The sequence below is a fragment of the Paracoccus bogoriensis genome, from assembly GCF_019431455.1.
GTDB classification, from domain to species: Bacteria; Pseudomonadota; Alphaproteobacteria; order Rhodobacterales; family Rhodobacteraceae; genus Paracoccus; species Paracoccus bogoriensis.
This window is the reverse complement of the sequence record NZ_JAHYSR010000016.1, coordinates 29337-55558: the sequence shown is the minus strand read 5'-3', so window position 1 is coordinate 55558 and position 26222 is coordinate 29337. Positions and strand designations below refer to the sequence as shown.

The window sequence follows — 26222 nt, the reverse complement described above, 5'->3', positions numbered from 1 at the left end:
TTTAACGCTGAACTATTCCGACCACAGCCTCAGGAGGATGTGCCGCATGGCCCGGAAACCCAGCCCCGCCAGAGAGGCGCCTTCAAACGTATCGAAGGAAGAGTTGCTCAAATACTACCGCGACATGCTGCTGATCCGCCGATTCGAGGAAAAGGCCGGCCAGCTTTATGGCATGGGTCTGATCGGCGGCTTCTGCCATCTCTATATCGGGCAAGAGGCCGTCGTGGTCGGGCTGGAAGCCTGCGCCAAGGAAGGCGACAAACGCATCACCAGCTATCGCGACCACGGGCACATGCTGGCCTGCGGCATGACCCCGCGCGGCGTCATGGCCGAACTGACCGGGCGCGAGGGCGGCTATTCCAAGGGCAAGGGCGGCTCGATGCACATGTTCAGCCGCGAAAAGCATTTCTATGGTGGCCACGGCATCGTGGCGGCGCAGGTGCCGCTTGGCGCGGGCCTTGCCTTTGCCGACAAGTATCTGGGCAACGACAACGTCACCTTCACCTATTTCGGCGACGGCGCCGCGAACCAGGGCCAGGTTTACGAGACCTACAACATGGCGGAACTCTGGGATCTGCCGGTGATCTTCGTGATCGAGAACAACCAGTATGCCATGGGCACCTCGGTCAGGCGCTCGACGAAATCGACGACGCTGTTCGGTCGGGGCGAGGCTTTCGGCATTCCCGGCGAACAGGTTGATGGCATGGATGTTCTGGCGGTCAAGGCGGCGGGCGAAAAGGCCGTGGCACATTGCCGTGCGGGCAAGGGCCCCTACATCCTCGAGGTCATGACCTACCGCTATCGCGGCCATTCCATGTCGGACCCGGCCAAGTATCGCTCGCGCGAGGAAGTGCAGAAGATGCGCGACGAACGCGATGCCATCGAGAACGTGCGCGACCTGCTGCTGACCGGCGGCCACGCGACCGAGGACGAGCTGAAGGCGATCGACAAGGAAATCAAGGACATCGTCAACGATTCCGCCGAATTCGCCAAGGAAAGCCCGGAACCGTCGCTGGACGAGCTCTGGACCGACATCTACGCCGACGACCTGCCGCAGGGCAGCGCCGAACAGAACGCCTGAGGGGGGACGCAAGATGGCAACCGAAATTCTGATGCCCGCCCTGTCTCCGACCATGGAAGAGGGAACTCTGGCGAAATGGCTGAAAAAGGAAGGCGATGTCGTGAAAGCCGGCGACATCATCGCCGAGATCGAGACCGACAAGGCCACGATGGAATTCGAGGCCGTGGATGAGGGCATCCTGGGCAAGATCCTGATCGCCGAAGGCACACAGGGCGTAGCCGTGAACACCCCCATCGCCGTGCTGGTCGAGGAAGGCGAAAGCGCCGAGGACATCAAGGCCCCTGCCTCTGCCCCCGCGCAGGCAAGATCCAGCGACGAAGAGGCCAAGGCCGACGATCAACCCGGCGCCTCGGCCGTCGAGCAGGTCAAGACCCCCGAACCCGATCACAGCCCCGACTGGCCCGAGGGCACGAAGATGAAGACCATGACCGTGCGGGAAGCCCTGCGCGAGGCCATGGCCGAAGAGATGGAGCGCGACGAGACCGTGTTCCTGATGGGCGAGGAAGTCGGCGAATATCAGGGCGCCTACAAGGTCAGCCAGGGCCTGCTGGACAGGTTCGGCCCCCGCCGCGTCGTGGACACGCCCATCTCCGAGATCGGCTTTGCGGGCATCGGCACCGGCGCCGCGCTGGCCGGTCTGCGCCCCATCGTCGAGTTCATGACCTTCAACTTCGCCATGCAGGCCATCGACCATATCATCAACTCGGCCGCCAAGACGCTGTATATGTCCGGCGGCCAGATGGGCTGCCCGATCGTGTTCCGCGGCCCGAACGGCGCCGCCGCCCGCGTGGCCGCCCAGCACAGCCAGGATTACGCCGCCTGGTATGCGCAGATCCCCGGACTCAAGGTCGTGATGCCCTACAGCGCCGCCGACGCCAAAGGTCTGATGAAGCAGGCGATCCGCGACCCGAACCCGGTCGTGTTTCTCGAAAACGAGATCCTTTATGGCCGCTCGTTCGAGGTGCCGGACCTGCCCGACTTCACCATCCCCTTCGGCAAGGCGCGCATCGCCCGTGCGGGCAGCGACGTGACCATCGTCAGCTTCGGCATCGGCATGGCCCATGCGCTGGAAGCCGCCGACAAACTGGCCGCCGAGGGGATCGAGGCCGAGGTGATCGACCTGCGCACCCTGCGCCCGCTGGATTACGGCTCGATCATCGCCTCGGTGAAAAAGACCAACCGTCTCGTGACCGTGGAAGAGGGCTTCCCCGTCGCCTCGATCGGGAACCACATCTCGGCCTATGTGATGGAAAACGCCTTCGATTATCTGGATGCGCCCGTCATCAACTGCACCGGCAAGGACGTGCCGATGCCCTATGCGGCCAATCTGGAAAAGCACGCCCTCATCACCCCGGCCGAAGTGGTCGAGGCGGTGAAAAAAGTCACCTACCGCTAAGGGAGCCACGCGATGCCCACGGAAATCCTGATGCCCGCGCTGTCCCCCACGATGGAGGAAGGCACCCTGGCCAAATGGCTGGTCAAGGAAGGCGACGAGGTGAAATCCGGCGACATCATCGCCGAGATCGAGACCGACAAGGCCACGATGGAATTCGAGGCCGTCGATGAAGGCCGGATCGGCAAGATCCTGATCGCCGAGGGCAGCGCCGGGGTGAAGGTGAACACTCCCATCGCGGTGCTCCTGGACGAGGGTGAAACGGCGGGCGACATCAAGGTGGCCGAGGCCCCGGCACTTGCCGCCGATGCCGAACCCGCCCCCGCCGAAAAGGGCTATGGCGGCCCGATCGGCGCGCCGGTCGCCGGCGGCGACAAGGGCAAGGCCGATCAGGGCGGGCGCATCTTCGCCTCGCCCCTGGCCCGCCGCATCGCCGCCGACAAGGGGCTGGACCTGTCGCAGATCAAGGGCTCTGGCCCGCGCGGCCGGATCGTCAAGGCCGATGTCGAAAGCGCCAAACCCGGCGCTGCCCCCGCCCCCGCTGCGGCCCCCCCCGCCGCACAGGCGGCCCCCGCCCCTGCCGCCCCGGCGCCCAAGGGCCCCTCGGCCGACGCGATCCTCAAGATCTATGCCGACCGCGAGACGACCGAGGTCGCGCTGGACGGGATGCGCCGCACCATTGCCGCCCGTCTGGGCGAAGCCAAGCAGACGATCCCGCATTTCTACCTGCGCCGCTCGGCCAAGCTGGACGAGCTGATGGAGTTCCGCGCGACCCTGAACAGGAAGCTCGAATCCCGCGGCGTCAAGCTGTCGGTCAACGACTTCATCATCAAGGCCTGCGCGCTGGCGCTGCAAGAGGTGCCGGACGCCAATGCCGTCTGGGCAGGCGACCGCATCCTCAAGCTGAAGCCCTCGGATGTGGCGGTGGCCGTCGCGATCGAGGGCGGGCTCTTCACGCCGGTCCTGAAGGACGCCGAATCGAAATCGCTCTCGGCCCTGTCGGGCGAGATGAAGGATCTGGCCCAGCGCGCCAGATCGAAGAAGCTTGCCCCCCACGAATACCAGGGCGGCAGCTTCGCAATCAGCAACCTGGGCATGTTCGGGATCGAGAATTTCGACGCCGTCATCAATCCGCCGCATGGCGCGATCCTGGCGGTCGGCGCGGGCATCCAGACCCCTGTGGTCGAGAATGGGCAGGTCGTCATCCGCACCGTCATGTCGATGACCCTGTCGGTCGATCACCGCGTGATCGACGGCGCGCTTGGTGCGCAATTGCTTGATGCGATCGTAAAACATCTGGAAAATCCGGTCGCGATGCTGGCATGATGGGCAGCGCACTACCGCATAAGTTGTGACAATTCAGACACTTCTCGACATCGGCGGCAAGTCTGGCTGGGCTTGCCGCCGATGGCCGTTTCGTGACCTTGTCGTCGGGACGCCGGAATCGGCCACGACTTTCCTGATCGCCCTCACATGGACCAAGGTTATCAAGGTTATGATGTACAAGTTTGCACCCGTTCTCGGCCTGAGCGTTCTGCTCGGCGCCTGCTCGCCCACCCAGTTCGAGCGTCCTCCCGTCACGGTGAATTCCGATAGGGGTCCGGTCGTGTGCCAGCTCTACCTGCCGCAGATCGTGATGTGGGACGAGCCCGTGTCCTTCCCCGAGGGCATGACCCGCGAGGAAGCCATCTCGATCTGCCGCCGGGAAGGCATGGCGCGCAAGGCCGGCGGCACCGTCACCACGCCCGCCGCGCTCTGATCCGCCTGTCGTGGCGCCCCCGACGCCGCCCGGACAGCCGATCACAGGCCGGCCTCCTGCCTTGCAGTGCGGGATCTCTTGCATATTGTTTTTTGGGGTGCGCGCTAGAAGCTGACCGTAACCTCGGGCAGGCGCAATTCGTTGATCAGGTCGCGTAATTCCTGGCGCGCGGCGACATGCGACATGCTCAGGCTTTCGACGCCGATATCCTTCAGGTCCAGCAGCGTCAGACCGCGCGGGAACAATTCGCGGAAGATGACGCGTTCGGAAAAGCCGGGCGCGACGCGAAAGCCGATCCGGCGCGACAGCTGCGCCAGCGCGCCGCCGACGCGGCGCTTGTTGTTCATCTGCTGCGTGCCCAGCCGGTTGCGCAGCACCAGCCAGTCGATGGGCCGCGCGCCCGCCTGCCCGCGCAATTGCCGCGCGTTCCAGACCATCTCGGAATAGATCGACGGCCCCAGGATCTCACCCTCGGGGGACATGCGGGCCAGCAGGTCGAAGTCGATGAAACTGTCATTCAGCGGCGTGATCAGCGTGTCGGCCAGCGTATGCGCCATCTGGCTCAGCCTGGTATGCGAGCCGGGGCAGTCCAGCAGGATGAAGTCGCATTCCTTCTCCAGCGCCTCCAGCGCCGGGGTCAGCGGGTCCGGGCCGCCACCGATCGTGCCGATGGCCGGGGTGGGCAGGCGCAGCCCCTCGCGCGCGGCAAAGGCGGCGCGGTTTTCCAGATATCGGGCAAAGCTGCGCTGGCGCACGTCCAGATCCAGCGCGCCCACCCGGTAGCCCATGCGTGCCAGCGCCGTCGCCACATGCATCGAGGTCGTGGACTTCCCCGAGCCCCCCTTTTCGTTGCCGACAACGATGATATGCGCCACAGGCCGCCTCTTGTCCCCTTGCTGCAGCGGACCCTAACGACCGCGTGAGGTGATGAAAAGCCGTCTGGCGCATCCCGCGCGGCCAATGCGGCGCGAATGCCGCAGGCCTCAGTCGAAGGCGCCGCGCAGCGCCGTCAGCGCGGCCTGGACCTTGGGTGTGCGGTGCAGATCGACATGCGTGACCAACCATAGAGACGAAACCCATTCCGGGTGGCTCATCACCGGCACCAGCCCCCGTTCCTGGCCCGGCGCGACCGCGCCGATGGCCAGCCCCGCGCGGATGACCGCTTCGCGCGCGGCGCCGTCATTGCTGGTCAGCACGATATTTTCGGGCCCGATCCGCGCCGTCAGCCAGCGCATGAAGGGCGCCCCCGCACCCTCAACGCCCGGCAGCGCATAGCGATGCGCGCGCGGATCGTCGGTGGTGCCGTGGTGGGCGACGTATTCGGGGCTGCCGTAAAGGACGTGCTGCATCTGCCCCAGGGGCCGGACGATGTAATCGGGCTCGGTCGGGCTGGCGCCCGCGCGGATCGCCACATGCGCCTCGCCGACATCCAGCCGGAACAGCCGCACATCGGTGACATAGCTGATCCGCAGATCGGGATGGGCGCGCATCAGATCGGTCAGGCGCGGCATGATCCGCTCGGCCAGTTCGGGCAGCGACGTGACCAGAAGATCGCCCTCGATCCGCTGGACCGATCCGGCGATCTGCGCGGCCATCTGGGAAAATCGTTCATCGGCGGCCACGGCGGCGGCCAGCATGACGCGCCCGGCCTCGGTCAGGGTGTAGCCGCGCGAATGACGCTGGAACAGCCGCGCCTTGAGCGCCTTTTCCAGCATGTCGATCCGCCGGATCACGGTGGCATGATGAACCCCGAGTTCTGCCGCCGCGCCGCTGACCGTGCCCGCCCGCGCCACGGCCAGGGCCACCCGGATGTCGTCCCAAGTCTCGATCCGCATATTGTGCGCTCCTGCACAGTTCCTGCGCGATAATCCGACTTCTGTTCGCTGGTTCATAGCCTCATATGTGCCGCGACGCAGCATCTGACAGCAAAGTGACGAGGCCCTTCATGCATATCCTCCACCTCGACAGCGCGATTACCGGCGATGCGTCGGTGTCGCGCCAACTGACCGCCGACATCGTCGCGCGGCTGAAAGCGGCCAATCCCGGCGCGACCGTGACCTATCGCGACCTGAACGAGGGCGTGCCGGCCATTGACACCGCCTGGTTCCAGGCCGTCCGCGTGGGCATCGAGAACCCGACCCCCGAACAGCAGGCGATCGTGGCCACCTCGGACGCGCTTCTGGCCGAAGTGCAGGCCGCCGATACGCTGGTGATCGGTTTGCCGGTCTATAATTTCTCGCTACCCGCGCAACTCAAGAACTGGCTGGACCAGATCGCCCGCGCCGGGATCAGCTTTCGCTACACCGCCGAAGGCCCCGAGGGCCTGCTGAAGAACAAGCGCGCCTTCGTGGCCTATACCGCCGCGGGCACACCGTTCGGCTCGGATTACGACCACGCTTCGGGCTATCTGCGCCACATGCTGGGCTTCCTTGGCATCACCGACGTGACGTTCGTGCCCGCTGACGGCCTGGCCCTCGACCGTGATGCCGGCATGGCCCGCGCCGCCGAGGCGCTGGAACAGATCGCCGCCTGATCGCCGGCCACCCCTCTCACGAAACGCACCCGGCCCGGTTCGACGCCCTTGCGTTGACTCGGGCCGGGTTTTTTCGTAAGGGGACACGGATTCCCGGAAGGACTGCCCTTCCGGTCCCCGCGCAAGGCGGGGATCGCCCCCCGTCAGCGCGTCGCGCCCACGGGGGCAATATCGTTTTGGACCGAAGGAGGCCCGGCCATGTTCGAGACCCTATCCGACCGTCTAGGCGGCGTCTTCGACCGGCTGACCAAGCAGGGCGCGCTGTCCGAGGAGGATGTCACCGCCGCCATGCGCGAGGTGCGCGTCGCCCTGCTCGAGGCGGATGTCTCGCTGCCGGTGGCGCGCAGCTTCGTCAAGGCCGTGACGGCCAAGGCGACGGGCGCGGCTGTTACCAGGTCGATCACGCCAGGCCAGCAGGTCGTCAAGATCGTCCATGACGAACTGATCAAGGTTTTGCAGGGCGACGACGCCCCCGAGGCGCTGCGGATCGACAACCCTCCCGCCACGATCCTGATGGTTGGCCTGCAGGGCTCGGGCAAGACCACCACCACCGCGAAACTGGCCCTGCGCCTGAAAGAGCGCGAGAAGAAGCGCGTCCTGATGGCCTCGCTGGACACGAACCGCCCGGCGGCGATGGACCAGCTTGCGATTCTGGGCCAGCAGATCGGGGTGGACACGCTGCCCATCCTGCCGGGCCAGACCGCGCCCCAGATCGCGCAGCGCGCCAAGACCCAGGCCGGGCTTGGCGGCTATGACGTGGTGCTTCTGGACACGGCCGGCCGCCTGCACATCGACGAGGCCCTGATGGCCGAGGTCCAGCAGGTCCGTGACATCGCCCAGCCACGCGAGACGTTGCTGGTCGTCGATGGCCTGACCGGTCAGGACGCCGTGAACGTGGCGACCGAATTCGACGGCAAGGTGGGCATCACCGGCGTCGTTCTGACCCGGATGGATGGTGACGGGCGCGGCGGTGCGGCTTTGTCGATGCGCGCCATCACCGGCAAGCCGATCCGCTTCGTGGGTCTGGGCGAAAAGATGGACGCGCTGGAAACCTTCGACGCGCAGCGCGTCGCGGGCCGCATCCTTGGCATGGGCGATATTGTGGCCCTGGTCGAAAAGGCCCAGCAGGTGCTGGAGGTCGAACAGGCCGAGCGCATGATGAAGCGCTTCCAGAAGGGTCTGTTCAACATGAACGACCTGCGCGGCCAGCTTGAGCAGATGCAGAAGATGGGCGGGATGTCCTCGGTCATGGGAATGATGCCCGGCATGGCCAAGATGGCCAAACAGGCCGAGGCCGCGGGCTATGACGACAGCGTCATCCGCCGCCAGATCGCGCTGATCAATTCGATGACCAAGAAGGAACGCGCCAATCCCGACATGCTTCAGGCCAGCCGCAAGAAGCGGATCGCGGCCGGCGCGGGGCTGGAGGTGGCCGACCTGAACAAGCTTCTCAAGATGCAGAAGCAGATGGCCGACACGATGAAGAAGCTGGGCAAGATGGGCAAGGGCGGGCTGATGAAGCAGGCCATGCGCGCGATGACCGGCAAGGGCGGCGGGCTGCCTGACTTGGACAATCTCGACCCCGCCAAGATGGCCGAGGCGCAGAAGATGCTGGCCGACCCCAAGGGTCTTGGCGGGCAATTGGGCCGGGCGGGCCTACCCGGCGGCCTCGGCGGATTGTTCGGCAAGAAGTGACGCGCCCATGACCCTGATTTCCTTATGCCGCCCCATGCGAGGGCCGCGCCCGACCGATGCACGAGTCGTTCCTGCGGGACTTGGACGACATGAACGGCTTGGAGAGATCGCGTGACGGACACAGCCACCCGCGCCGCGACCCTGCTCAAGGAACACCGCGCCAGCATCGACCGGCTGGACGCGATCCTCGTCTATACTCTGGCCGAGCGGTTCAAGCACACCCAATCCGTCGGCCGCCTCAAGGCCGAACACGACCTTCCTCCGTCCGATCCCGCGCGCGAAGCCGCCCAGATCGAACGGCTGGAACGCCTCGCGCGCGAGGCCGATCTAGACCCGGAATTCGCGCGCAAATTCCTGAACTTCGTGATCGCCGAAGTGATCCGGCACCACGAACAATACCAGTCCTGAGGGCATTCGCCCGACCGCCATTCAAAGGAGACTACCGATGGCCATGAAGATCCGCCTTGCCCGTGGTGGCAGCAAGAAACGTCCCCATTACGCGATCGTCGCCTCGGATTCGCGTATGCCGCGCGACGGCCGTTTCATCGAGAAGCTGGGCACCTACAATCCGCTTCTGGCGAAAGACAGCGAAGACCGCGTCAAGATGAACGTCGAGCGCGTGAAATACTGGCTGGGCGAAGGCGCGCAGCCGACCGACCGCGTGGCCCGCTTCCTGGAAGCCGCCGGCGTCACCGAAAAGACCGAGCGCAAGAACATGAAGAAGGCCGAGCCCGGCAATAAAGCCAAGGCCCGCGCCGAAGAGCGCGCCAAGAAGGCCGCCGCGGCGACCGCCGACGCCGAATGATCCCGTGACGGCCCGGCCCCGCGCCGGGCCGTCCTTTTCGCCCCCCAAGGGAACCGCCCTGCCATGAGCGACAAGATCTGCGTCGGCGCGATCGCCGGGGCCTTCGGGGTCCGTGGCGAGGTGCGCCTGAAAAGTTTCTGCGCCGAACCCTCTGACATCGCCTCTTATGGTCCGCTGACGACCGAGAACGGCAGCCGCAGCTTCACCGTGACCCTGACGCGGCCCGTCACCGGCGGCCTTGGCGCGCGCCTGTCCGGCGTGGCCAGCCGCGAGGATGCCGAGGCGCTGAAGGGCACGACACTCTGGGCCCCGCGCGCGGCCTTGCCCTCGCTGCCCGATGACGAATTCTATCATGCCGACCTGATCGGACTTCAGGTCGTGGATACCGGCGGCGCGCCCCTGGGCCGCGTGCGCGCTATCTATGATCACGGCGCAGGCGATATCCTGGAAATCGTGGGCGGCGCGCAGGTGCTGCTGTTGCCCTTCACGCGGGCCATCGTGCCGACGGTCGATCTGGCGGCGGGCCGCATCGTCGCCGATCCGCCCGGCGCCTCGGATGATGACGGCCCAGAATGACCGAGACGCCGAAATCCCACGGGCGGCTGACGATCCGCCCCAGTCTGCGCCCCCGCGAATTGATGGCCGAGCCGCAGGTGCGTGGCGCCTGGACCGCCCGCATCATCACCCTGTTCCCCGAGGCCTTCCCCGGCATTCTGGGCCTGTCGCTGACCGGCAAGGCGCTGGCGCAGGGTCTGTGGAACCTTGAGACCATTCCCCTGCGCGAATTCGGGATCGGCAAGCACCGCAATGTGGATGACACGCCCGCGGGCGGCGGGGCGGGCATGGTGATCCGCCCCGACGTGCTGGACGCGGCGCTGCGCGAGGCGGGCCCCGGCCTGCCGGTCATCTACATGTCGCCGCGCGGCAAGCCCTTGACGCAGGCCCGCGCACGCGCCCTGGCGCAAGGGCCGGGCGTCACGCTGATCTGCGGCCGGTTCGAGGGGATCGACCAGCGCGTGCTGGACGCCCACGACATCGAGGAGGTCAGCATTGGCGATTACATCCTGACCGGTGGTGAGATCGCCGCTCAGGTCTTGATCGACGCGACGGTCCGACTTATACCGCGCGTGCTGGGGAATCAGGATTCGCTGGCCGAGGAATCCTTTTCCATCGGCAACAGGGGCCTTCTGGAAGCCCCCCAGTTCACGAAGCCCGCCCGTTGGGAAGGTCGCGACATTCCGCCGGTTCTGCTGTCGGGAAATCACGCGGCCATCGCTGCATGGCGGGCCAGTGAGGCCGAACGGCTGACCAAGGAACGCCGCCCCGACCTGTGGCGGGCATACCAGGACGGTATGGACCCGGCAAAGGACCGACAGCTCTCGGGCGCATCAGACCAATCGCGGGCTCACCGCGAGCATCAAGAGGAACCCCGGCGATGAACCTGATCGCACAACTCGAAGCCGAGCAGATCAAGGAGCTTGGCAAGACCATCCCCGATTTCAAGGCCGGCGACACGATCCGCGTCGGCTACAAGGTGACCGAAGGCACCCGGACCCGCGTGCAGAACTACGAAGGCGTCTGCATCTCGCGCAAAGGCGGCAGCGGCATCGGCGCCAGCTTCACGGTCCGCAAGATCAGCTTCGGCGAAGGCGTGGAGCGCGTGTTCCCGCTCTATTCGACCAACATCGATTCGATCGAGGTCGTGCGTCGCGGCAAGGTCCGTCGCGCCAAGCTGTATTACCTGCGCGACCGCCGCGGCAAGTCGGCCCGTATCGCCGAAAAGAGCAACTATCGCCCCCTGTCCGGCGACCAAGCCTGAATCGAGGTCATCCGATGAAAAAAGACATTCACCCCGATTACCACATGATCGAAGTCAAGATGACGGACGGCACGGTCTATCAGACCCGCTCGACCTGGGGCAAGGAAGGCGAGACGATGTCGCTGGACATTGATCCGACCTCGCACCCGGCCTGGACCGGCGGCTCGTCGCGCCTGATGGATACCGGTGGCCGCGTGTCCAAGTTCAAGTCGAAATACGCGGGCCTCGGCTTCTGATCCGACGCCTCACGGCTTCCGCGGCGCCGCCCCTTGGGGCGGCGTCTTGCGTTTCAGAGCCATGCGCGGCGCAGCCCCTTCGCTTTTCCGCCCCGCTTGGATAAGGCTTTCGCCATGAGAAAGACCGTGCCCGCCCCGACCCTGTCGCCCGATCAGGCCGAAGCCTGGGACATGCTGGCCGAGACCTTCGGCGCGGCGGGCATCGACATCACCGCCGAGGAATTGCAGCCCGCGACCCAGGACAAGGGGCGTGTCGTGGCCGTGATCGGCAAGGCCGGGTCCGGCAAGACGCTGCTGCTGTCGCAGCTGACCAAGGCCCTGCTACAGGCCGGGGTGGAGCTGATCCGTCCCGATTGGGAGGGGCGGCGCCGCAAGGACCGCCGCAGTGTGGCAATCCTGGCGCCGACGAACAAGGCGGCCTTCGTGCTACGGATGCGTGGCGTTCCGGCGACGACCATTCACCGTATTCTTTATACCCCCGTCTATGACCCCGAATACGAGAAGATCGCCGAATGGCTGACCGAATCCGGCGTGAAGCCCCAGATCGAGGGGCTGGACGATGCCGCTCTGGACCGCATCCGCGCCTTCCACGACCAGCACGGCTCGATCCCCGGCGCGCTGGCCGCGGCAGGTCTGCGCGGCTCGGATTTCATCCGCGGCTGGAAACGCCGCGAGGAGGGCCTGGATGTCGGCCTGATCGACGAGGCCTCGATGCTGGACGAACGCCAGTTCGAGGATCTGCGCGAGATCTTTCCCGTGCTGGTCCTGTTCGGCGACCCCGCGCAACTGGCTCCGGTCGGGCAATCGGGCGAGATGGTCTTTGACCGGCTGGCACCCCGGCAACGGCTTTACCTGAACCGCATCCACCGCCAGTCTGACGACAACCCGATCCTGGATCTGGCCCATGCCTTGGCGGATGAGAAACTGGGGTTCGACGCGTTTGAAAGCCTGGTGCGGGACGCGGCGCGGCGCGACGATCGCGTGGTCTGGGCCGAGCGGGTCGAGAGTGACCTGATGGCGCGCAGCCCGGTCCTTGTCTGGCGCAACGCGACGCGCATCCGGCTGATCCACGCCTTCCGCAGCGCCTATGGCGCGCCGGGCGACGCGCTGCTGCCGGGCGAGCCGCTGATCTGCGACGGGCTGGAATTGCCGCTCAAGCACCGCAAGAAGCGCATCGATCTGGAGGCGCGGGGGCTGATCAAGGGCGCGCAGGTCGTCTATCTGGGCCCCGGTCGCAAGCCCGGCTTTTCGCGGCTGCATGTGATCGGCGCCGAGGATCCGCGCCTGTCGGCGGCCTCGATCGTGAAGATCGAGATGCCGGATGCCGAGGAACCCTTCATTCCCTATGCCGCGCGGATGGGAGCCACCTTCCTGCACGGCGCCGCCGTCACCATCCACAAGGCGCAGGGAAGCCAATGGCCGCAGGTGCAGGTCTTTGCGCCCGACATCGCCGCGGCCGCATGGTCGAACCGGAACGAGGCCGGGGTGCCGTTGTGGAAGCGGCTGACCTATGTGGCCATTACCCGCGCGCAGGAGCGGCTGTTCTGGGTGACCAAGGCGCGTCTGGCGCGACCTGCCGCCGCGCTGAGCACCGCTGATCTGGAGGCGCCTGTCAGCGCCCTGACGCTGAACACCACAGACGTCGATACCTAGCTGCGGCCCGCCGCCGCCGGGGGCCAGACCCCGGCCCCCGGGATATTTGGACCAAGGCAAAGATCAGGGACAATATGCGGCGATGAAGGCGTCTTCCAGCGCCTCGGGTGGGAGGCCGGTCTCTCGCGAAAGGCGAAGCAGCCCGAAATGGACGCGCGCAAGGCTTTGATAATAGCCCAGAAAGGCGTGATTGATCGAAGCGCCCGCCACCGCACCGATGACCGGGGCCGATTGCAGGGCAAGCTTCTGCCCAAGCATCGCGGCCAGGCGCGGGGCAGCAGCCGCGATCAGGGCCTGGCTGGATTGCCCTGCCAGCGGGATGGCAAGACCGGAAAGCGGCGAGTGTGCCAGGTCGCGCGAAGGCGGGCGGGCCGCGAGGATCAGCAGGGCCTCGCGACGCAGATCCCCGTCCTCGGGGTCAAGACCGTGTTCGTCGGCGATGTCCAGGATCGAACGCATCAGCAGCGTCACCGTGACCGGCAGTTCCAGAAGCGCCCCGGTGATGCCGGCCGCGCCCGCGGCGCCGCCGATCAGCGTTGCGCCGATGCGGTTGAAGCGGTCGCTGCGGGGACGAAGTGTCGTGCGGCTGGCCCTTGCCACGCGGAAGGCGCGGATCAGTGCCTGTTCTGTCGCTTTTTCAAGCCTGAGCGCAAGGCGGGGCGGCAAATGCGTTGCGGCCGTCTCGCCCCCCTGACCGATCCGCGCAATAAGCCGGATCAGCGGCCCACCGGCCTGCCGGCGGCTTTGCGCAAGCCGTGCGATCTGCGCATGGATCGACGGATCGGTGATCGGCGGCAGGATCTGGGCTGCGATCTGAGGCGAGCGGTCCTGAGGCGAGCGGTCACTCATCGGCACAGTGGGTTGGGTTCATGGGCAGGGCTGGCCTGAGAGGTCGCGCGTGACCTCTCCGGTGATACCAACCCATGCGCCGGGCTGAAGTTCCAGCCCCAGGACGCGCTCGGGGTTGGTGGGCGGCGGCATCACGACCCCGTCGAGGCGCGAAAAGCCGAAGCGGCTGTAATAGGGCGCGTCGCCCACCAACAGAACGCGGCTCCAACCCAGATCGCGTGCCCGGGACAGGCTGCTGCGCATCAGCAGCCCACCCAGCCCCTCACCCTGTGCCGTCGGATGGACCGCGATCGGACCCAGCAGCAGAACCGGCTGATCCGAGACCCGGACCGGCCAGTGCCGGATCGCCGCCATCAGCACCCCGGACTGACGCAGCAGAAGGCAGAGTTCAGCCACCGGCGGCACACCGTCGCGCAGCCGATACGAGGACAACGCCTTGCGTCCGGGCGCGAAGCACAGATCATAGAGCGCCTCGACCTCGGGCGAGTCGGCACTGGTCTCGGGGCTGATCTGATACATTGCCGCGCCTCCTGGGTTCGGGGAGGCCCCTTATCACGGCTGGGGCGCAGGCGGAACATTGCACAGCGGGAAAAGCAGTGGCAGTTTGGCGTCCAAACGCGACAGGAGGCCGCCCATGTTCTATCGACCCGAAGCCGGACACGGCCTGCCCCACAACCCGTTCAACGCCATCGTGGCACCGCGGCCAATCGGCTGGATCTCGACCCGAGGCAAGCTGGGTGACAATCTGGCGCCCTATTCCTTCTTCAACGCGGTCGCCTATGTGCCGCCGCAGGTCATGTTCGCCTCGACCGGGGCCAAGCCCGACCGCCCCGGCACCAAGGACAGCGTCGCGCAGATCATCGAAAGCGGGGTATTCTGCATCAACATCGCCAGCCGGGACACCGAAGCTGCGATGAATGCCAGTTCGGCCCCCCTGCCAGCAGGGATGAACGAATTCGAGGTTGCGGGCGTGGAAAGCCTTCCTTGCGAGACCATCGACTGCCCACGTATCGCGCAGGCCGTGGCCGCGCTGGAGTGTCGCCTGACGCAGATCCTGCCCTTGGCGGGCGAAAGCAATCTTGCGGTCTTCGGAGTGGTCACCGGGATTCACCTGCGCGAGGATTGCATCGTCGATGGCCGCTTCGATCCACGCCCTGCCGGGGGCTGGTTGGCACGGCTGGGTTACAAGGACTACACCGCTGTCACCGAAATCTACGAAATGGAGCGCCCCGCATGAACCGCGAGGTCAAGGATTACATCCGCAGCATCCATGATTTCCCGCATGAGGGAATTATTTTCCGCGACGTGACAACGCTGTTTTCGGATGCGCGCGGGTTCCGGATGGCGGTGGACCAGTTGCTGCACGCCTATGCCGGGCAGCGCATCGACAAGGTCGTGGGCCTCGAGGCGCGGGGCTTCATCCTGGGCGGCGCGGTGGCGCATCAGCTGTCGGTTGGTTTCGTGCCGATCCGCAAGAAGGGCAAGCTGCCCGGCACCGTCATCAGCGAAGCCTATCAGCTGGAATATGGCGAGGCGATCATGGAGATCCACGACGACGCCCTGCGCGCGGGCGAGCGGGTGCTGATCGTCGATGACCTGCTGGCCACGGGCGGCACGGCGGCGGCGGGAATCAAGCTGTGCCAGCGGCTAGGGGCCGAGGTGATGGGCTGCGCCTTCGTCATCGACCTGCCGGACCTCGGCGGGCGCAAGGCGCTGGAGGCATTGGGAATGCCCGTCCATACGCTCTGCGCCTTCGAGGGGGCCTAGATCAGAACGGCGCCGGGGTTCATGATGCCCGCCGGGTCCAGCGCCTGCTTGATGGCGCGCATCGCGGCCAGGCGAGCCGGGTCCGCCCATGCCGCCAGTTCGGTCGTCTTGAGCCGCCCAACCCCGTGTTCGGCCGAAAACGAGCCGCCGCGTTCCACCACCATCTGATGAATGCTGTGCGACAGCGCGCGGCGCTGCCCGTCGTATTCCTCGCGTTTGCGGCCCTTCGCGGGGAACAGGTTGTAATGCAGATTGCCGTCGCCGAGATGTCCGAAACAGTTGATGCGCATGTCGCCCTCGGCCGCGATCATGGCGCCCGCGTCACGCAGGAAGGCCGCGATCTCGGACAAGGGCAGGCTGATGTCGTGGCTGGCAATCGCGCCGACATGGCGGTTGGCCAGCGGGATATGCTCGCGCAGCGCCCACAGATCGGCGGCCTGCCGGCCCGATTGCGCGATGGTGCCGTCATGGACCAGACCGGCGGCAAGACCGGCATCGAACAGCCCTTCCAGTGCGCGGGCCGAGGACAGGCCGGCGGGCAGGCCGACCTCGATCAGGGCCATCCAGTCGGGGATGGGCGCAAAGGGCTGGCGCATCTGCGGAAAGGCCTCGGCCAGGAAATGCAGCCCCTGACCCGAGATCAACTCGAACGCGGTCACGCCGCCCGCCAGGCGCGCCTGCGCCTGCGCCAGCAGGGACAGCGCGGCTTCGGGACTGTCCACGACCATCAGCGCCACGCCCGTCTCGGCCGGGATCGGGGCCAGGACCAGCGCGGCGGCGGTGATGATGCCAAGCGTGCCTTCTGCGCCGATCAGCAGGTCACGCAGGTCGTAGCCGGTATTATCCTTTCGCAGCCGCTTGAGGTCGCGCATGACCTGCCCCGAGGGAAGCACGGCCTCGACCCCCAGACACAACGCGCGTGCATTGCCGTAGCGCAGCACGTTCACCCCGCCCGCATTGGTGGACAGCACCCCGCCGATCCGGGCGCTGCCCTGCGAGGCCAGAGACAGCGGAAACTGCCGCCCGACAGCCGCCGCCGCATCCCGCGCGGCTTGCAGCGTGACGCCCGCTTCCGCGATCATCACGCCCTCGTCGGGGTGGGTGGCGCGGATCGCGGCCATGCGTTCCAGAGACAGGATCAACGGTGCAGGCCCGTCAGGCATGACCTGACCGCCGACCAGCCCGGTGCCGCCGCCGCGCGGCACGACCGGCACGCGCGCTGCCGCGCAAGCACGAATGATGGCGGCACATTCCTCGGCATCGCGGGGGGCGGCGACCAGTCCTGCCTGCCCGTGAAAGCGGCCGCGCGGTTCCTCGGTATAGGCGGGCGAGGGTTCGCGCAGCACCCCCGCAGGCAGGCGGGCGGCCAGGCGTTCATCGGCTGGGTTCAGGTCAGCGGACATCGGTGCGACCCCTCCGGTCGCTGCGCAGATTGGCGTAGAGCACATGGTTACGCCAGCGCCCGTCGATCTGCAGATAGCTCTGCGCGACGCCTTCGTATTTGAAGCCCGATTGTTCAAGCACCCCGCGCGAGGCGGCATTCTCGGGCAGACAGGCGGCCTCGATCCGGCTGAGATCCAGCGTGGTGAAGGCGTAATGGACCAGCACGCCCAGGGCCTCGCGCATGTAGCCCTGTCGCGCATGGGGCTGACCGATCCAGTATCCCACCGTCGCCGATTGCGCTGGACCGCGCCGGACATTGTCCAGCGTCACCGCGCCCAGCAGTGCACCATCCGCGCGGCGCGTGATGAAGAAGGGAAAGCCGGTCCCTGCCCGCGCCGCCCGCGCTGCCCAGTGGACGCGGTTGGTGAAGCTTTTACGGGACAGGTGATCGCGCGACCAGACGGGCTCCCACGGGGTCAGGAAATCGCGGCTTTCGGCCCGCAGCGCGGTCCAGGCATTGAAATCGGAATGCATGGGCAGGCGCAGCACGATCCGCTCGGCCTCCAGCCGGATCGGGCGACGCCTCAGCAGCATCATGCGGCCAGCCTTCGCAGCAGATCCTCGCGCGTCGGCGCGGCATCAACCGGGCCATATAGCGCCAAGGCAGGCCGCGCAGAGCCGATCAGCCCGATGGCATGGTCGCGGATATCGGCCAGGCTGACGCTGGCAATACGATCAGCCACCTCGGCGGCGTTGGGCACGCGGCCCCAGACCGCCAAGGACCGCGCCATGCGTTCCGCCTGAGCCGAGGGGCTTTCCAGCCCCATCAGCAGGCTGGCGCGCAACTGGGCACGGGCGCGAGCCAGTTCGGCCTCGGTCATGTCCTCGGCAGCACGCTTGATTTCGTCGATGGTCAGGTTCGCCAGATCGGCCAGATCGTCGGCGCCAGTCCCGGCATAGATGGTCAACATACCGGTATCGTCGTGGAACCCGGACTGCGCAAAGATCGTGTAGCAGAGCCCGCGTTCCTCGCGGATCTTCTGAAACAGGCGCGAGGACATGCCCCCGCCAAGCACCGAGGAAAAGATCTGCGCCGCATAGAAATCGGGCGCCAGATAGCTCGGCCCCTCGAAGGCCAGCGCGAAATGGGCCTGTTCCAACGGCTTGACGTGGCGCGTCTCGCGGCCCTGCCAGCGCGCCGCCTCGCGCGGGGCCTGGGCCACGGGCTTCAGGTGGCCGAACGCGGCCTCGGCCAGAGCCAGGATGCGATCATGCGAAACCGCGCCCGCAGCCGATATGACCATCTGGCCAGGCCCGTAATTCTCGGCCACGAAACGTGCCAGATCGGCGCGCCCGAAGCGGCTGACGCATTCCGCCGGCCCAAGAATCGTGCGGCCCATCGGCTGGTCGGGATAGGCGGCCTCTTGCAGCCAGTCAAAGATGATGTCGTCGGGCGTGTCCAGACATTGCCCGATTTCCTGCAGGATCACGCCGCGTTCGACCTCGATCTCGCGCGGATCAAAGACCGGGTTCAGAACGATGTCGCTGATCACGTCGAAGGCCAGATCGACACCGTCCTCCAACACGCGGACGTAGTAGGCGGTCACATCGCGCGAGGTATAGGCATTGATGTAACCGCCCACATCCTCGATCGCCTCGGCGATCTGCAAGGCGCTGCGGCGCGTCGTGCCCTTGAAGGCCATGTGTTCCAGAAAATGCGCGATACCGTTCTGTTCGGCCCGCTCGTTGCGGCCGCCCGCAGTCACCCAGATGCCGAGCGCGGCGGAATGCAGGCCTGGCATGGCAAGCGTCGCCACGCGCAACCCGTTGGACAGGGTCGTGATGATGGCGTCGTTCACCGGGTTCTCCGTTCGCGAATCAGCGACTTGAGCGCATCGACATCGTTTTCGACCCGTGTCACGCGCTCGGGCAGGTCAAACAGGCCTTCCATATGCGGCGGAAGGGGGGGGCGCAGTCCGGTGGCGCGCGCGACCGCGTCGGGGAACTTGGCCGGATGCGCGGTGGCCAGCGTGACCATCGGGACGCCCGGTTCAAGATGCCTCTCGGCCACGGCCACACCGATGGCGCTGTGCGGGCAGAGAACCTCGCCCGTCGTGTTGCGGATGCGGGCGATCGTCGCCAGCGTCTCGTCCTCGCAGACGCGGCCCGAACGGAATTCCTCGCGCAGCGTCTCCAGCGCGCCTTGGCTGATCGAGAAGCCGCCCGCCTTCAGTTCCTCCATCAGTTGCCGGATCGCGCCCGCGTCCTGGCCATAGGCCAGATATAGCGCACGCTCGAAATTCGAGCTGACCTGGATATCCATGGACGGGCTGATCGAAGGCACGACCTCGCCCACGCGATAATCGCCGGTCGTCAGGGCACGATGCAGGATGTCGTTCTGATTCGTGGCCACGATCAGGCGGCGTACCGGCAGGCCCATGCGGCGCGCGACAGACCCCGCGAAGATGTCCCCGAAATTACCGGTCGGCACGCAGAAATCCGTCTGCCGCATCCCCAGCGAGGCGCAGGCCGTGACGTAATAGACGATCTGCGCCACGACGCGTGCCCAGTTGATGCTGTTCACCCCGGCCAGACCGACCTCGTCGCGAAAGACATGATCGTTGAACAGATCCTTCAGCCGCGCCTGGCAATCGTCGAAATGCCCGGTCACGGCCAGCGCGTGCACGTTTTCAGCAGCGGGCGTCGTCATCTGACGGCGCTGCACCTCGCTGACGCGGCCATGCGGATACATGATGAATACATCCACATTGTCGATGCCGCGGAATGCCTCGATAGCGGCGCTGCCGGTATCGCCCGAGGTCGCGCCGACAATCGTGATGCGCTCCCCTGACCGCCTCAGCGCGATCTGGAAGAGCTGCGCGATCAGCTGCATCGCGAAATCCTTGAAGGCCAGGGTCGGCCCGTGGAACAGCTCCAGCAGGTGATGACCGGGGGCCAGCTGGACCAGCGGCGCACGGGCGGCATGACTGATGCGCGCATAGGCCCGGTCGATGGCGCCGCGCAATTCCTCATCGGTGAAGCTGTCGCCGGTGAAGGGACGGATCACGCGGAAGGCGACCTCTTCATAGGACAGGCCGTCCAGCGACTCGATCCCGTCCAGGGCGGGGACGGTTTCGGGCAGGTAAAGACCGCCATCGCGCGCCAGCCCCGACAACATCGCCTCTTGGAAGTTCAGAACCGGGGCCTGCCCGCGGGTCGAAACGTAACGCATCATTCGTCCTTCAGTATTTGCGCTGCCTGATACGCCAGATCAACGCCAGTGTCATCACCGCCCAGGTCGCCGCGATCAGGAACCATTGAATGGCATAGGACAGATGATTGTTCGGAATCCCCTCGACCGCGACGGGGATCGGGCGCGCGCCCTGATTGTCGCCCTGCACGAAACTGGCCACGACCAGCACCGGCAGTGTGTCCAGCGTTGCGGCCATCTGCTCGACATCGCGGGCGAACCAGATGTTCTCGTCCAGGTTCGGCGCAGGGGTCGAGGCGCTGGCATCTTGCGGCCAATGCAGATTTCCGGTGATCTGCAACCGGACCGGCGGACGTTCGACGCGGCGCATCTGCTGCGGAACGAAGCCCCTGTCCACGAGGATCGCGCGCCCGTCATCGGTGATGAAGCGCGAGACGATCTGATAACCCGCGCCCTGTTCGCGGGTATGGGACAGCACATCGATCTCGGCGCCGGTGGTGGTGCCGCTGACCATGACCGGCAGGTATTTCATCGACGGGTCGATCTGGTCGGGAAGAGGCACGGGGGGCGCATTGATGCCTTCGACGATCTCGGCCAGAAGGCCCTCTTTCCAATCGCGCCGATCAAGCTGCCACAGGCCAAGCTGGATCAGGACGGCACAACCCAGGATACCCACAACGAGCGGTGCGAGATAGCGGCGCATGGCATTTCCGATCTTGGACAACGAAAAACGCGCGGGGCTGTTCCCCGCGCGCCCGTTTCTCTGATGGCGAGGATCAGCTGCCCCAGACGTAGATCACGGCGAACAGGATCAGCCAGATCACGTCAACGAAGTGCCAATACCATGCGGCGGCCTCGAAGCCGACATGCTGATGCTGCGTCATCTGGCCCTTCATGAAGCGCCACAGGCAGACAGCCAGGAAGATCGTGCCGATGATGACGTGCAAGCCGTGGAAGCCGGTCGCGATGTAGAAGGCCGAGGCATAGGCCGTATCGGCCAGGCCAAAGGCCGCGTGGCTGTATTCGTAGGCCTGAAGCCCGGTGAAGATCACGCCCAGGGCCACGGCGACAGCCAGGCCGTTGATTGCCACCTTGCGATCGCCCTCATGCGCCCAGGCATGGTGCGCCCAGGTCACGGCGACGCCCGACAACAGCAGGACCAGCGTGTTGATAAAGGGCAGGTGCCAGGGGTCGAAGGTCACGATGCCTTCGGGCGGCCAGACGCCGTCCCGCAGCGGACTTTCGGGGCCCATCGGATACAGCGCGTTCTTGATGAAGTTCCAGAACAGCGACACGAACAGCATCGCCTCGGAAATCACGAATAGGATAAAGCCGTATTGCAGCCCCAGACGCACGACGGGGGTGTGGTCGCCGGCCTCGCCCTCGCGGATCACGTCGGCCCACCAGGCAAAGCTGACATAGGTCGTGGCGACTAGGCCAATCAGGAACATCCAGGGACCGGTGATCGGCGCGCCGAACAGCGTCACCTCGCCCGTCATCCAGGCGACGGCGCCGAACAGCATGACGAAAACGGCCACCGAAGCGAGAAATGGCCAGATCGAGGCCGGAAGAATATGGTAATCGTGGTTCTTGGTATGCGCCATGGCGGATCCCCGTCGGCTCCCTCGAAGTCTTGTCTCAGTTGATGGTCTCGGCCCTGTCCGTGTCAAGCGCGGCGCGCCGGGGCTCGGTCCGGTGGAAGGTATAGGACAGCGTGATGTCGCGCACCCAGCTTGCGTCGCGGTCCTTCACGATGTCGGGGTCCACGAAAAAGCTGACCGGCATCTCGATCCGCTCGCCCGGCTGAAGGGTCTGCTCGGTAAAGCAGAAACATTCGATCTTGCTGAAGTAGTAGCCCGAAATCTCTGGCGCGACGTTATAGCTGGCCGTGCCGGTGATCGGCACGTCGGAATTGTTGATCGCCTCGTAGAAGGCCAAGCCGTTCTCGCCGATGCGGACATCCATGCGGTTCTGCAACGGGCGGAAGGTCCAGGGCAGGTTCGGGTCGGTATTGGAATCGAAGCGCACGCGCACGATTTCGTCCAGCACCTGATCAGGCACCGCCACCGAAACCTGCGTGGTCCCGCCAAAGCCGGTGACGCGGCAGAACCAGTCGTAGAATGGAACTGCGGCCCATGACAGGGCGCCCATGGTGATGACGACGCCGACGAGCCTGGTCGCGGTGCGCCCTTCGGGGCTCATGCGTTTCATCATTCTGCCGCCTCCTGTGACGGGTTCGGGGCAGGTTCGGCAGGTTCCTCTGCAGGCAGCAGGCTAAGACGGGGCTGGTGGTCGAAAGCCTCCAGCATGTGTCCCTGCCGGACCTTGACCACGGTCAGCGCAAAGACCAGCGCAACAAAGGCGATCAGAACGATGCCCAATCCGACATTGCGCGACCGGCGTCGGCCATGCAGTTCGTGCTCCACCCTAAGTTGCATCACCACGCCCCCAACCAGTTTTGTCCCAGCAGCGCCAGGAAATGAAGGAAGAGATAGGTCAGAGACAGCTTGAAGACGCGCTTTTCCACAGCGAAGTCATCCGCGCGCGCCGCCTCTTCGCTGCGCCGCAGAATCTGCCAGCCACCCCGAACGAACGCCGCGTTCAGCACCACCGCCACCGCCAGATAAAGCGCCCCCCCAACCGAGGTGAAGCCCAGCCACAAAGAAAAGGGCGCCAGGACCAGCGTATAGGCAAAGATATGGCGGCGCGTCACCGGGCGGCCATGCGTCACCGTCAGCATCGGGACGCCGGCCTCCTTGTAGTCATCGCGCATGAACAATGCGAGGGCCCAGAAATGCGGCGGCGTCCAGAAGAAGATCAGCGCAAACATCAGCAGCGACTCGATCGAGACGCCGCCCGTCGCGCAGGCCCAGCCGATCATCGGGGGAAAGGCGCCCGCCGCGCCGCCGATGACGATATTCTGCGGCGTCCAGCGCTTGAGCCAGATCGTATAGACGACAGCGTAGAAGAAGATCGTGAAGGCCAGGAACAGGGCTGCAAACCAGTTTGCCACCAGCCCCAGCATCATGACCGAGAGGCCCGCCAGGGCCAGCCCGACCGCCAGCGCCTCGCCGCGCTGGACCCGGCCGGCGGGGATGGGGCGCGATTGTGTGCGGCGCATCACCGCGTCGATGTCGCTGTCGTACCACATGTTCAGCGCGCCCGAGGCCCCGCCGCCCAGCGCGATGAACAGAACCGAGCAGAACGCCAGAAACGGATGCACGTCCACCGGCGCAACCCACAGGCCCACGAAGGCTGTGAACACCACAAGCGACATCACCCGCGGCTTCAGCAGGGCGATGTAGTCGTTGAACTCGGCCTCGGGGGCGGCCTGGCAGGCGTTGATGTCGGTCATCGCGCGTCCACATCCTTCCTTGGCCGGGGCATCAGCCCCGACCTGGGTCGTCAGATCACTCGGCGCGAGCCAGAGTGATCTCGGCGGCGGTGTCCAGCGAGGCGGTCTGAGGAGCCTCGTCGCCAAGCGTGCCGCCCTGTTCGACAATCCACGCGGCATAGACTTCGGGGCTGACCGCCTTCACGACAATGGGCATATAGGCATGGTTGATGCCGCAAAGCTCGCTGCACTGGCCGAAATAGACGCCCTCCTTCTCGACATTGAACCAGGCTTGGCCGATGCGCCCCGGAACGGCATCCTGCTTCACAGCAAAGGCCGGGATCGTCCAGGAATGGATCACGTCGCTGGCGGTGATCTGGACCAGCACGTTCTGCCCGACCGGAACAACCATCGCCGTATCGGTCGCCAGCAGGTATTCGTCGGGCGCATAGCCGTAATCGGCAAGCTCATCCTCGGCCAGCATCAGCGAATCGAAGGCGATGCCATTGTCAGGATATTCGTAGGACCAATACCACTGGTGACCGATGATCTTGACGACCACATCCGGATTTTCCGGCATTTCCTGGCTGCGGAACAGGATCGGCAGCGAAAAGGCGCCGATCGCGACCAGAATCAGCACCGGAATCAGCGTCCAAGCGATTTCCAGCGGCGTATTGTGGGTGAATTTCGCCGGAACCGGGTTCGCACGCGCGTTGAAGCGGAAGATCACGATCAGCAGCAGCACACAGACGAAAAGCGTGATCCCCGTGATGATATACAGCACGAAGTTGTCCAGCCATTGCTGGTCACGCGCCAGTTCGGTCGCAGCCGGGTGGAACCCGGTTCCGCGCGCCACTGGCTTGCCGATCGAGGGCAACTCGCCCAACACGTCCTGCGCCAGCGCCGCGCCGGTCAACATGCCCGCAGTCGCAAAACCCGTAGCTGCCGCGACTGCCCCGCGAATCATCGCTCTTGCCATCGTTCCATCCCGTTGCATTGGCCCGGCCTGAACAGCCGCAGGGGCGGCCGCAAGGCTGCCCCTTTTCCTTTCACAATGGCCGTTCTATGACCATATATCGCCCTCTCGGGCAAGTGATACCTACGGAAAACCGGCGATTTTGGAAACGCGACGCGCTGCCGCGCACCATGACCCGGCAAGGAGTCCACATGAAAGAAGCGACCTTCGACCCCTTTGCCGAACTGCTGGACCGCGACCGCGCGCTGTCGATCCTGCGCGAGGCGGTGGCCGGCGCCGAGGATGGCGAATTGTTTCTGGAACGCAGCCACAGCGAGGCACTGACCTTCGACGATGGCAGGCTGCGTCATTCCAGCGCGACGGCGGGCCAGGGCTTCGGTCTGCGCGCCGTGCGCGGCGAAGTCACGGGATACGCGCATTCGACCGACATCTCCGAGGCTTCGCTGCGGCGTGCCGCAGAAACGGCGCGTCTGGCGGTGGGCGCGGGCGGCGGCATGCTGGCCGACCCTGCGCCGATGCGTCCGGTCGCGCTCTATCCCGCGATCGACCCGGCCGAGGGCATCGGCATCGCCGCGCGCATCGCGCTGCTGCGCGAGATCGACGACTATGCCCGCAGCCTTGACCCGCGCGTCGTGCAGGTCACCGCAAGCATTGCCAGCGCCCTGCAAGAGGTCATGATCCTGCGCCCCGAGGGGAGCCTTGTGCGCGACATCCGCCCCATGGCGCGACTGAATGTCGCAGTGATCGTCGAAAACAATGACCGGCGCGAAACCGGCAGTTCAGGCGGCGGCGGGCGTGTCTCGCTGGCGGGTCTGATGGAGCCCGCCCACTGGCGCGCCCAGGTGCACGAGGCGCTGCGCATCGCTTTGGTCAACCTGCGCTCGGTCGCGGCGCCGGCGGGGGTGATGGACGTGGTTCTCGGGCCGGGCTGGCCGGGCATCCTGTTGCACGAGGCCGTCGGCCACGGGCTCGAGGGCGATTTCAACCGCAAGAAGGCCAGCGCCTTTGCCGGCCTGCTAGGCCAGCGTGTCGCGGCTCCGGGCGTGACCGTGGTCGATGACGGCACCATCCCGGACCGACGCGGCAGCATCAACATCGACGACGAGGGCACGCCCCCCGCGCGCAACGTGCTGATCGAGGATGGCATCCTCGTAAGCTACATGCAGGACCGCCAGAGCGCCCGCCTGATGGGCGTGGAACCAACCGGCAATGGCCGGCGCGAAAGTTTCGCCCATGCGCCGATGCCGCGCATGACCAACACCTACATGCCGGGCGGCGACGCCGATCCGGCCGCGATCCTGGCCGATCTGAAGGACGGCATCTATGCGGTGGGCTTCGGCGGCGGTCAGGTGGATATCACCAACGGCAAGTTCGTCTTTTCCTGCACCGAGGCCTATCGCGTGAAGAACGGCGTGGTCGGAGACCCGGTGCGCGGCGCGACGCTGATCGGAGACGGGGCGACGGCGCTTCGGCATGTGCGCGCCATCGGTAATGACATGGCCCTGGACCCCGGCATCGGCAATTGCGGCAAACAGGGTCAATGGGTGCCGGTGGGCGTGGGCCAGCCGACGCTGCTGATCGGAGGGCTGACGGTGGGCGGCTCGGCCGCCTGAACCGCGCGGCGCCGGTAACGGGTTGTTAACGACCTCCGCGCTAGAAGTGAGAGCGGATGAGTCGGAGGCAGCTTGATGAACGGGTCCGCATTGCACGCAATCCCCCAGGAACCCG

Annotated in this window: 30 protein-coding genes; 16 read left to right on the top strand and 14 right to left on the bottom strand. The window is 66.0% G+C overall.

All coding sequences use genetic code 11. The features are described 5' to 3' along the window. The first annotated feature begins 46 nt into the window (after window positions 1–46). The 4 genes from pdhA (at window position 47) to KY389_RS09445 (ending at window position 4233) form a co-directional block, all read left to right on the top strand. A complete protein-coding gene (gene pdhA / locus KY389_RS09460) occupies window positions 47–1081 on the top strand; it encodes a pyruvate dehydrogenase (acetyl-transferring) E1 component subunit alpha (RefSeq protein WP_219830677.1) in 1035 nt (344 codons plus the stop codon). Window positions 1082–1094: 13 nt separating this feature from the next. Next, a complete protein-coding gene (locus KY389_RS09455; protein WP_219830676.1) occupies window positions 1095–2477 on the top strand; it encodes a pyruvate dehydrogenase complex E1 component subunit beta in 1383 nt (460 codons plus the stop codon). Between the two features lie 12 nt (window positions 2478–2489). Further along, the gene (locus KY389_RS09450) at window positions 2490–3800 is read left to right on the top strand and encodes a pyruvate dehydrogenase complex dihydrolipoamide acetyltransferase (RefSeq protein ID WP_219830675.1); all 1311 of its coding nucleotides are present in this window, start codon (window positions 2490–2492) and stop codon (window positions 3798–3800) included. 172 nt (window positions 3801–3972) lie between these two features. After that, window positions 3973–4233: a hypothetical protein gene (locus KY389_RS09445; protein WP_219830674.1), complete on the top strand. Its 261-nt coding sequence runs from the start codon at window positions 3973–3975 to the stop codon at window positions 4231–4233. A 104-nt stretch (window positions 4234–4337) separates the two neighbouring features. On the opposite strand, the gene KY389_RS09440 is transcribed toward KY389_RS09445, so the two are convergent. After that, the gene (locus tag KY389_RS09440) at window positions 4338–5108 is read right to left on the bottom strand and encodes a division plane positioning ATPase MipZ (RefSeq protein ID WP_219830673.1); all 771 of its coding nucleotides are present in this window, start codon (window positions 5106–5108) and stop codon (window positions 4338–4340) included. A 108-nt stretch (window positions 5109–5216) separates the two neighbouring features. Continuing rightward, window positions 5217–6068: a LysR family transcriptional regulator gene (locus KY389_RS09435; protein ID WP_219830672.1), complete on the bottom strand. Its 852-nt coding sequence runs from the start codon at window positions 6066–6068 to the stop codon at window positions 5217–5219. A 110-nt stretch (window positions 6069–6178) separates the two neighbouring features. Between KY389_RS09435 and KY389_RS09430 the strand changes: the two genes are divergently transcribed. The 9 genes from KY389_RS09430 (at window position 6179) to KY389_RS09390 (ending at window position 12974) form a co-directional block, all read left to right on the top strand. Continuing rightward, on the top strand, window positions 6179–6766 hold the full coding sequence (locus KY389_RS09430; protein ID WP_219830671.1) for an FMN-dependent NADH-azoreductase: 588 nt from the start codon (window positions 6179–6181) through the stop codon (window positions 6764–6766). Window positions 6767–6964: 198 nt separating this feature from the next. After that, window positions 6965–8461 carry a signal recognition particle protein gene (gene ffh, locus KY389_RS09425; protein WP_219830670.1) on the top strand — a complete coding sequence of 499 codons (1497 nt, stop codon included), beginning with the start codon at window positions 6965–6967 and terminating at the stop codon, window positions 8459–8461. A 111-nt stretch (window positions 8462–8572) separates the two neighbouring features. Continuing rightward, complete coding sequence (locus tag KY389_RS09420; protein WP_219830669.1) at window positions 8573–8869, top strand: chorismate mutase; 297 nt, start codon at window positions 8573–8575, stop codon at window positions 8867–8869. A gap of 37 nt (window positions 8870–8906) precedes the next feature. Continuing rightward, window positions 8907–9266, top strand: coding sequence for a 30S ribosomal protein S16 (gene rpsP, locus KY389_RS09415; protein WP_219830668.1), 360 nt, complete (start codon window positions 8907–8909; stop codon window positions 9264–9266). A 63-nt stretch (window positions 9267–9329) separates the two neighbouring features. After that, on the top strand, window positions 9330–9842 hold the full coding sequence (rimM, locus tag KY389_RS09410) for a ribosome maturation factor RimM (protein ID WP_219830667.1): 513 nt from the start codon (window positions 9330–9332) through the stop codon (window positions 9840–9842). Continuing rightward, on the top strand, window positions 9839–10705 hold the full coding sequence (gene trmD / locus KY389_RS09405) for a tRNA (guanosine(37)-N1)-methyltransferase TrmD (protein ID WP_219830666.1): 867 nt from the start codon (window positions 9839–9841) through the stop codon (window positions 10703–10705). The genes rimM and trmD overlap by 4 nt, the downstream gene beginning before the upstream one ends. Beyond that, window positions 10702–11085, top strand: coding sequence for a 50S ribosomal protein L19 (gene rplS / locus KY389_RS09400; RefSeq protein WP_219830665.1), 384 nt, complete (start codon window positions 10702–10704; stop codon window positions 11083–11085). The genes trmD and rplS overlap by 4 nt, the downstream gene beginning before the upstream one ends. Before the next feature lie 14 nt (window positions 11086–11099). After that, window positions 11100–11321, top strand: coding sequence for a 50S ribosomal protein L31 (gene rpmE / locus KY389_RS09395; RefSeq protein WP_219830664.1), 222 nt, complete (start codon window positions 11100–11102; stop codon window positions 11319–11321). A 114-nt stretch (window positions 11322–11435) separates the two neighbouring features. After that, window positions 11436–12974 (top strand): ATP-dependent DNA helicase, encoded by a 1539-nt coding sequence (locus tag KY389_RS09390; protein WP_219830663.1) that lies wholly within the window; start codon window positions 11436–11438, stop codon window positions 12972–12974. 63 nt (window positions 12975–13037) lie between these two features. Here KY389_RS09390 and KY389_RS09385 read toward each other — a convergent pair whose 3' ends face one another. Both KY389_RS09385 and KY389_RS09380 read right to left on the bottom strand, forming a co-directional pair. Next, window positions 13038–13823, bottom strand: a complete 786-nt coding sequence (locus tag KY389_RS09385) for an EcsC family protein (protein ID WP_219830662.1) — start codon at window positions 13821–13823, stop codon at window positions 13038–13040. Between the two features lie 18 nt (window positions 13824–13841). Further along, a complete protein-coding gene (locus KY389_RS09380) occupies window positions 13842–14342 on the bottom strand; it encodes a GNAT family N-acetyltransferase (protein WP_219830661.1) in 501 nt (166 codons plus the stop codon). A gap of 115 nt (window positions 14343–14457) precedes the next feature. On the opposite strand from KY389_RS09380, the gene KY389_RS09375 reads away from it, so the two are divergent. Together KY389_RS09375 and KY389_RS09370 are read left to right on the top strand one after the other, a co-directional pair. Beyond that, entirely contained in the window at window positions 14458–15060 is a 603-nt protein-coding gene (locus KY389_RS09375; protein ID WP_219830660.1) for a flavin reductase family protein, read from the top strand. Further along, entirely contained in the window at window positions 15057–15590 is a 534-nt protein-coding gene (locus KY389_RS09370; RefSeq protein ID WP_219830659.1) for an adenine phosphoribosyltransferase, read from the top strand. Before KY389_RS09375 ends, KY389_RS09370 begins: the two co-directional genes overlap by 4 nt. On the opposite strand, the gene KY389_RS09365 is transcribed toward KY389_RS09370, so the two are convergent. From KY389_RS09365 to coxB, 10 genes are all read right to left on the bottom strand, one after another. Beyond that, complete coding sequence (locus tag KY389_RS09365) at window positions 15587–16993, bottom strand: FAD-binding oxidoreductase (protein ID WP_219830658.1); 1407 nt, start codon at window positions 16991–16993, stop codon at window positions 15587–15589. The genes KY389_RS09370 and KY389_RS09365 overlap by 4 nt on opposite strands. Continuing rightward, window positions 16983–17567 (bottom strand): GNAT family N-acetyltransferase, encoded by a 585-nt coding sequence (locus tag KY389_RS09360; protein WP_219830699.1) that lies wholly within the window; start codon window positions 17565–17567, stop codon window positions 16983–16985. The genes KY389_RS09365 and KY389_RS09360 overlap by 11 nt, the downstream gene beginning before the upstream one ends. After that, on the bottom strand, window positions 17567–18832 hold the full coding sequence (locus tag KY389_RS09355; RefSeq protein WP_219830657.1) for a M16 family metallopeptidase: 1266 nt from the start codon (window positions 18830–18832) through the stop codon (window positions 17567–17569). Before KY389_RS09355 ends, KY389_RS09360 begins: the two co-directional genes overlap by 1 nt. Then, window positions 18829–20205, bottom strand: a complete 1377-nt coding sequence (gene thrC, locus KY389_RS09350) for a threonine synthase (RefSeq protein WP_219830656.1) — start codon at window positions 20203–20205, stop codon at window positions 18829–18831. The genes KY389_RS09355 and thrC overlap by 4 nt, the downstream gene beginning before the upstream one ends. 10 nt (window positions 20206–20215) lie before the next feature. Further along, on the bottom strand, window positions 20216–20887 hold the full coding sequence (locus tag KY389_RS09345; RefSeq protein ID WP_219830655.1) for an SURF1 family protein: 672 nt from the start codon (window positions 20885–20887) through the stop codon (window positions 20216–20218). Window positions 20888–20960: 73 nt separating this feature from the next. After that, window positions 20961–21788: a cytochrome c oxidase subunit 3 gene (locus KY389_RS09340; RefSeq protein ID WP_219830654.1), complete on the bottom strand. Its 828-nt coding sequence runs from the start codon at window positions 21786–21788 to the stop codon at window positions 20961–20963. A gap of 34 nt (window positions 21789–21822) precedes the next feature. Then, entirely contained in the window at window positions 21823–22398 is a 576-nt protein-coding gene (locus KY389_RS09335) for a cytochrome c oxidase assembly protein (RefSeq protein WP_246588051.1), read from the bottom strand. After that, window positions 22395–22622: a hypothetical protein gene (locus KY389_RS09330; protein WP_219830653.1), complete on the bottom strand. Its 228-nt coding sequence runs from the start codon at window positions 22620–22622 to the stop codon at window positions 22395–22397. Before KY389_RS09330 ends, KY389_RS09335 begins: the two co-directional genes overlap by 4 nt. Beyond that, window positions 22622–23539, bottom strand: a complete 918-nt coding sequence (gene cyoE, locus KY389_RS09325) for a heme o synthase (protein WP_219830652.1) — start codon at window positions 23537–23539, stop codon at window positions 22622–22624. Before cyoE ends, KY389_RS09330 begins: the two co-directional genes overlap by 1 nt. Window positions 23540–23594: 55 nt before the next feature. Further along, window positions 23595–24497 carry a cytochrome c oxidase subunit II gene (gene coxB / locus KY389_RS09320; RefSeq protein WP_219830651.1) on the bottom strand — a complete coding sequence of 301 codons (903 nt, stop codon included), beginning with the start codon at window positions 24495–24497 and terminating at the stop codon, window positions 23595–23597. Window positions 24498–24685: 188 nt separating this feature from the next. Here coxB and tldD point away from each other — a divergent pair, with 188 nt between their 5' ends. Further along, complete coding sequence (gene tldD, locus KY389_RS09315; RefSeq protein ID WP_219830650.1) at window positions 24686–26107, top strand: metalloprotease TldD; 1422 nt, start codon at window positions 24686–24688, stop codon at window positions 26105–26107. Window positions 26108–26222: the final 115 nt, after the last annotated feature.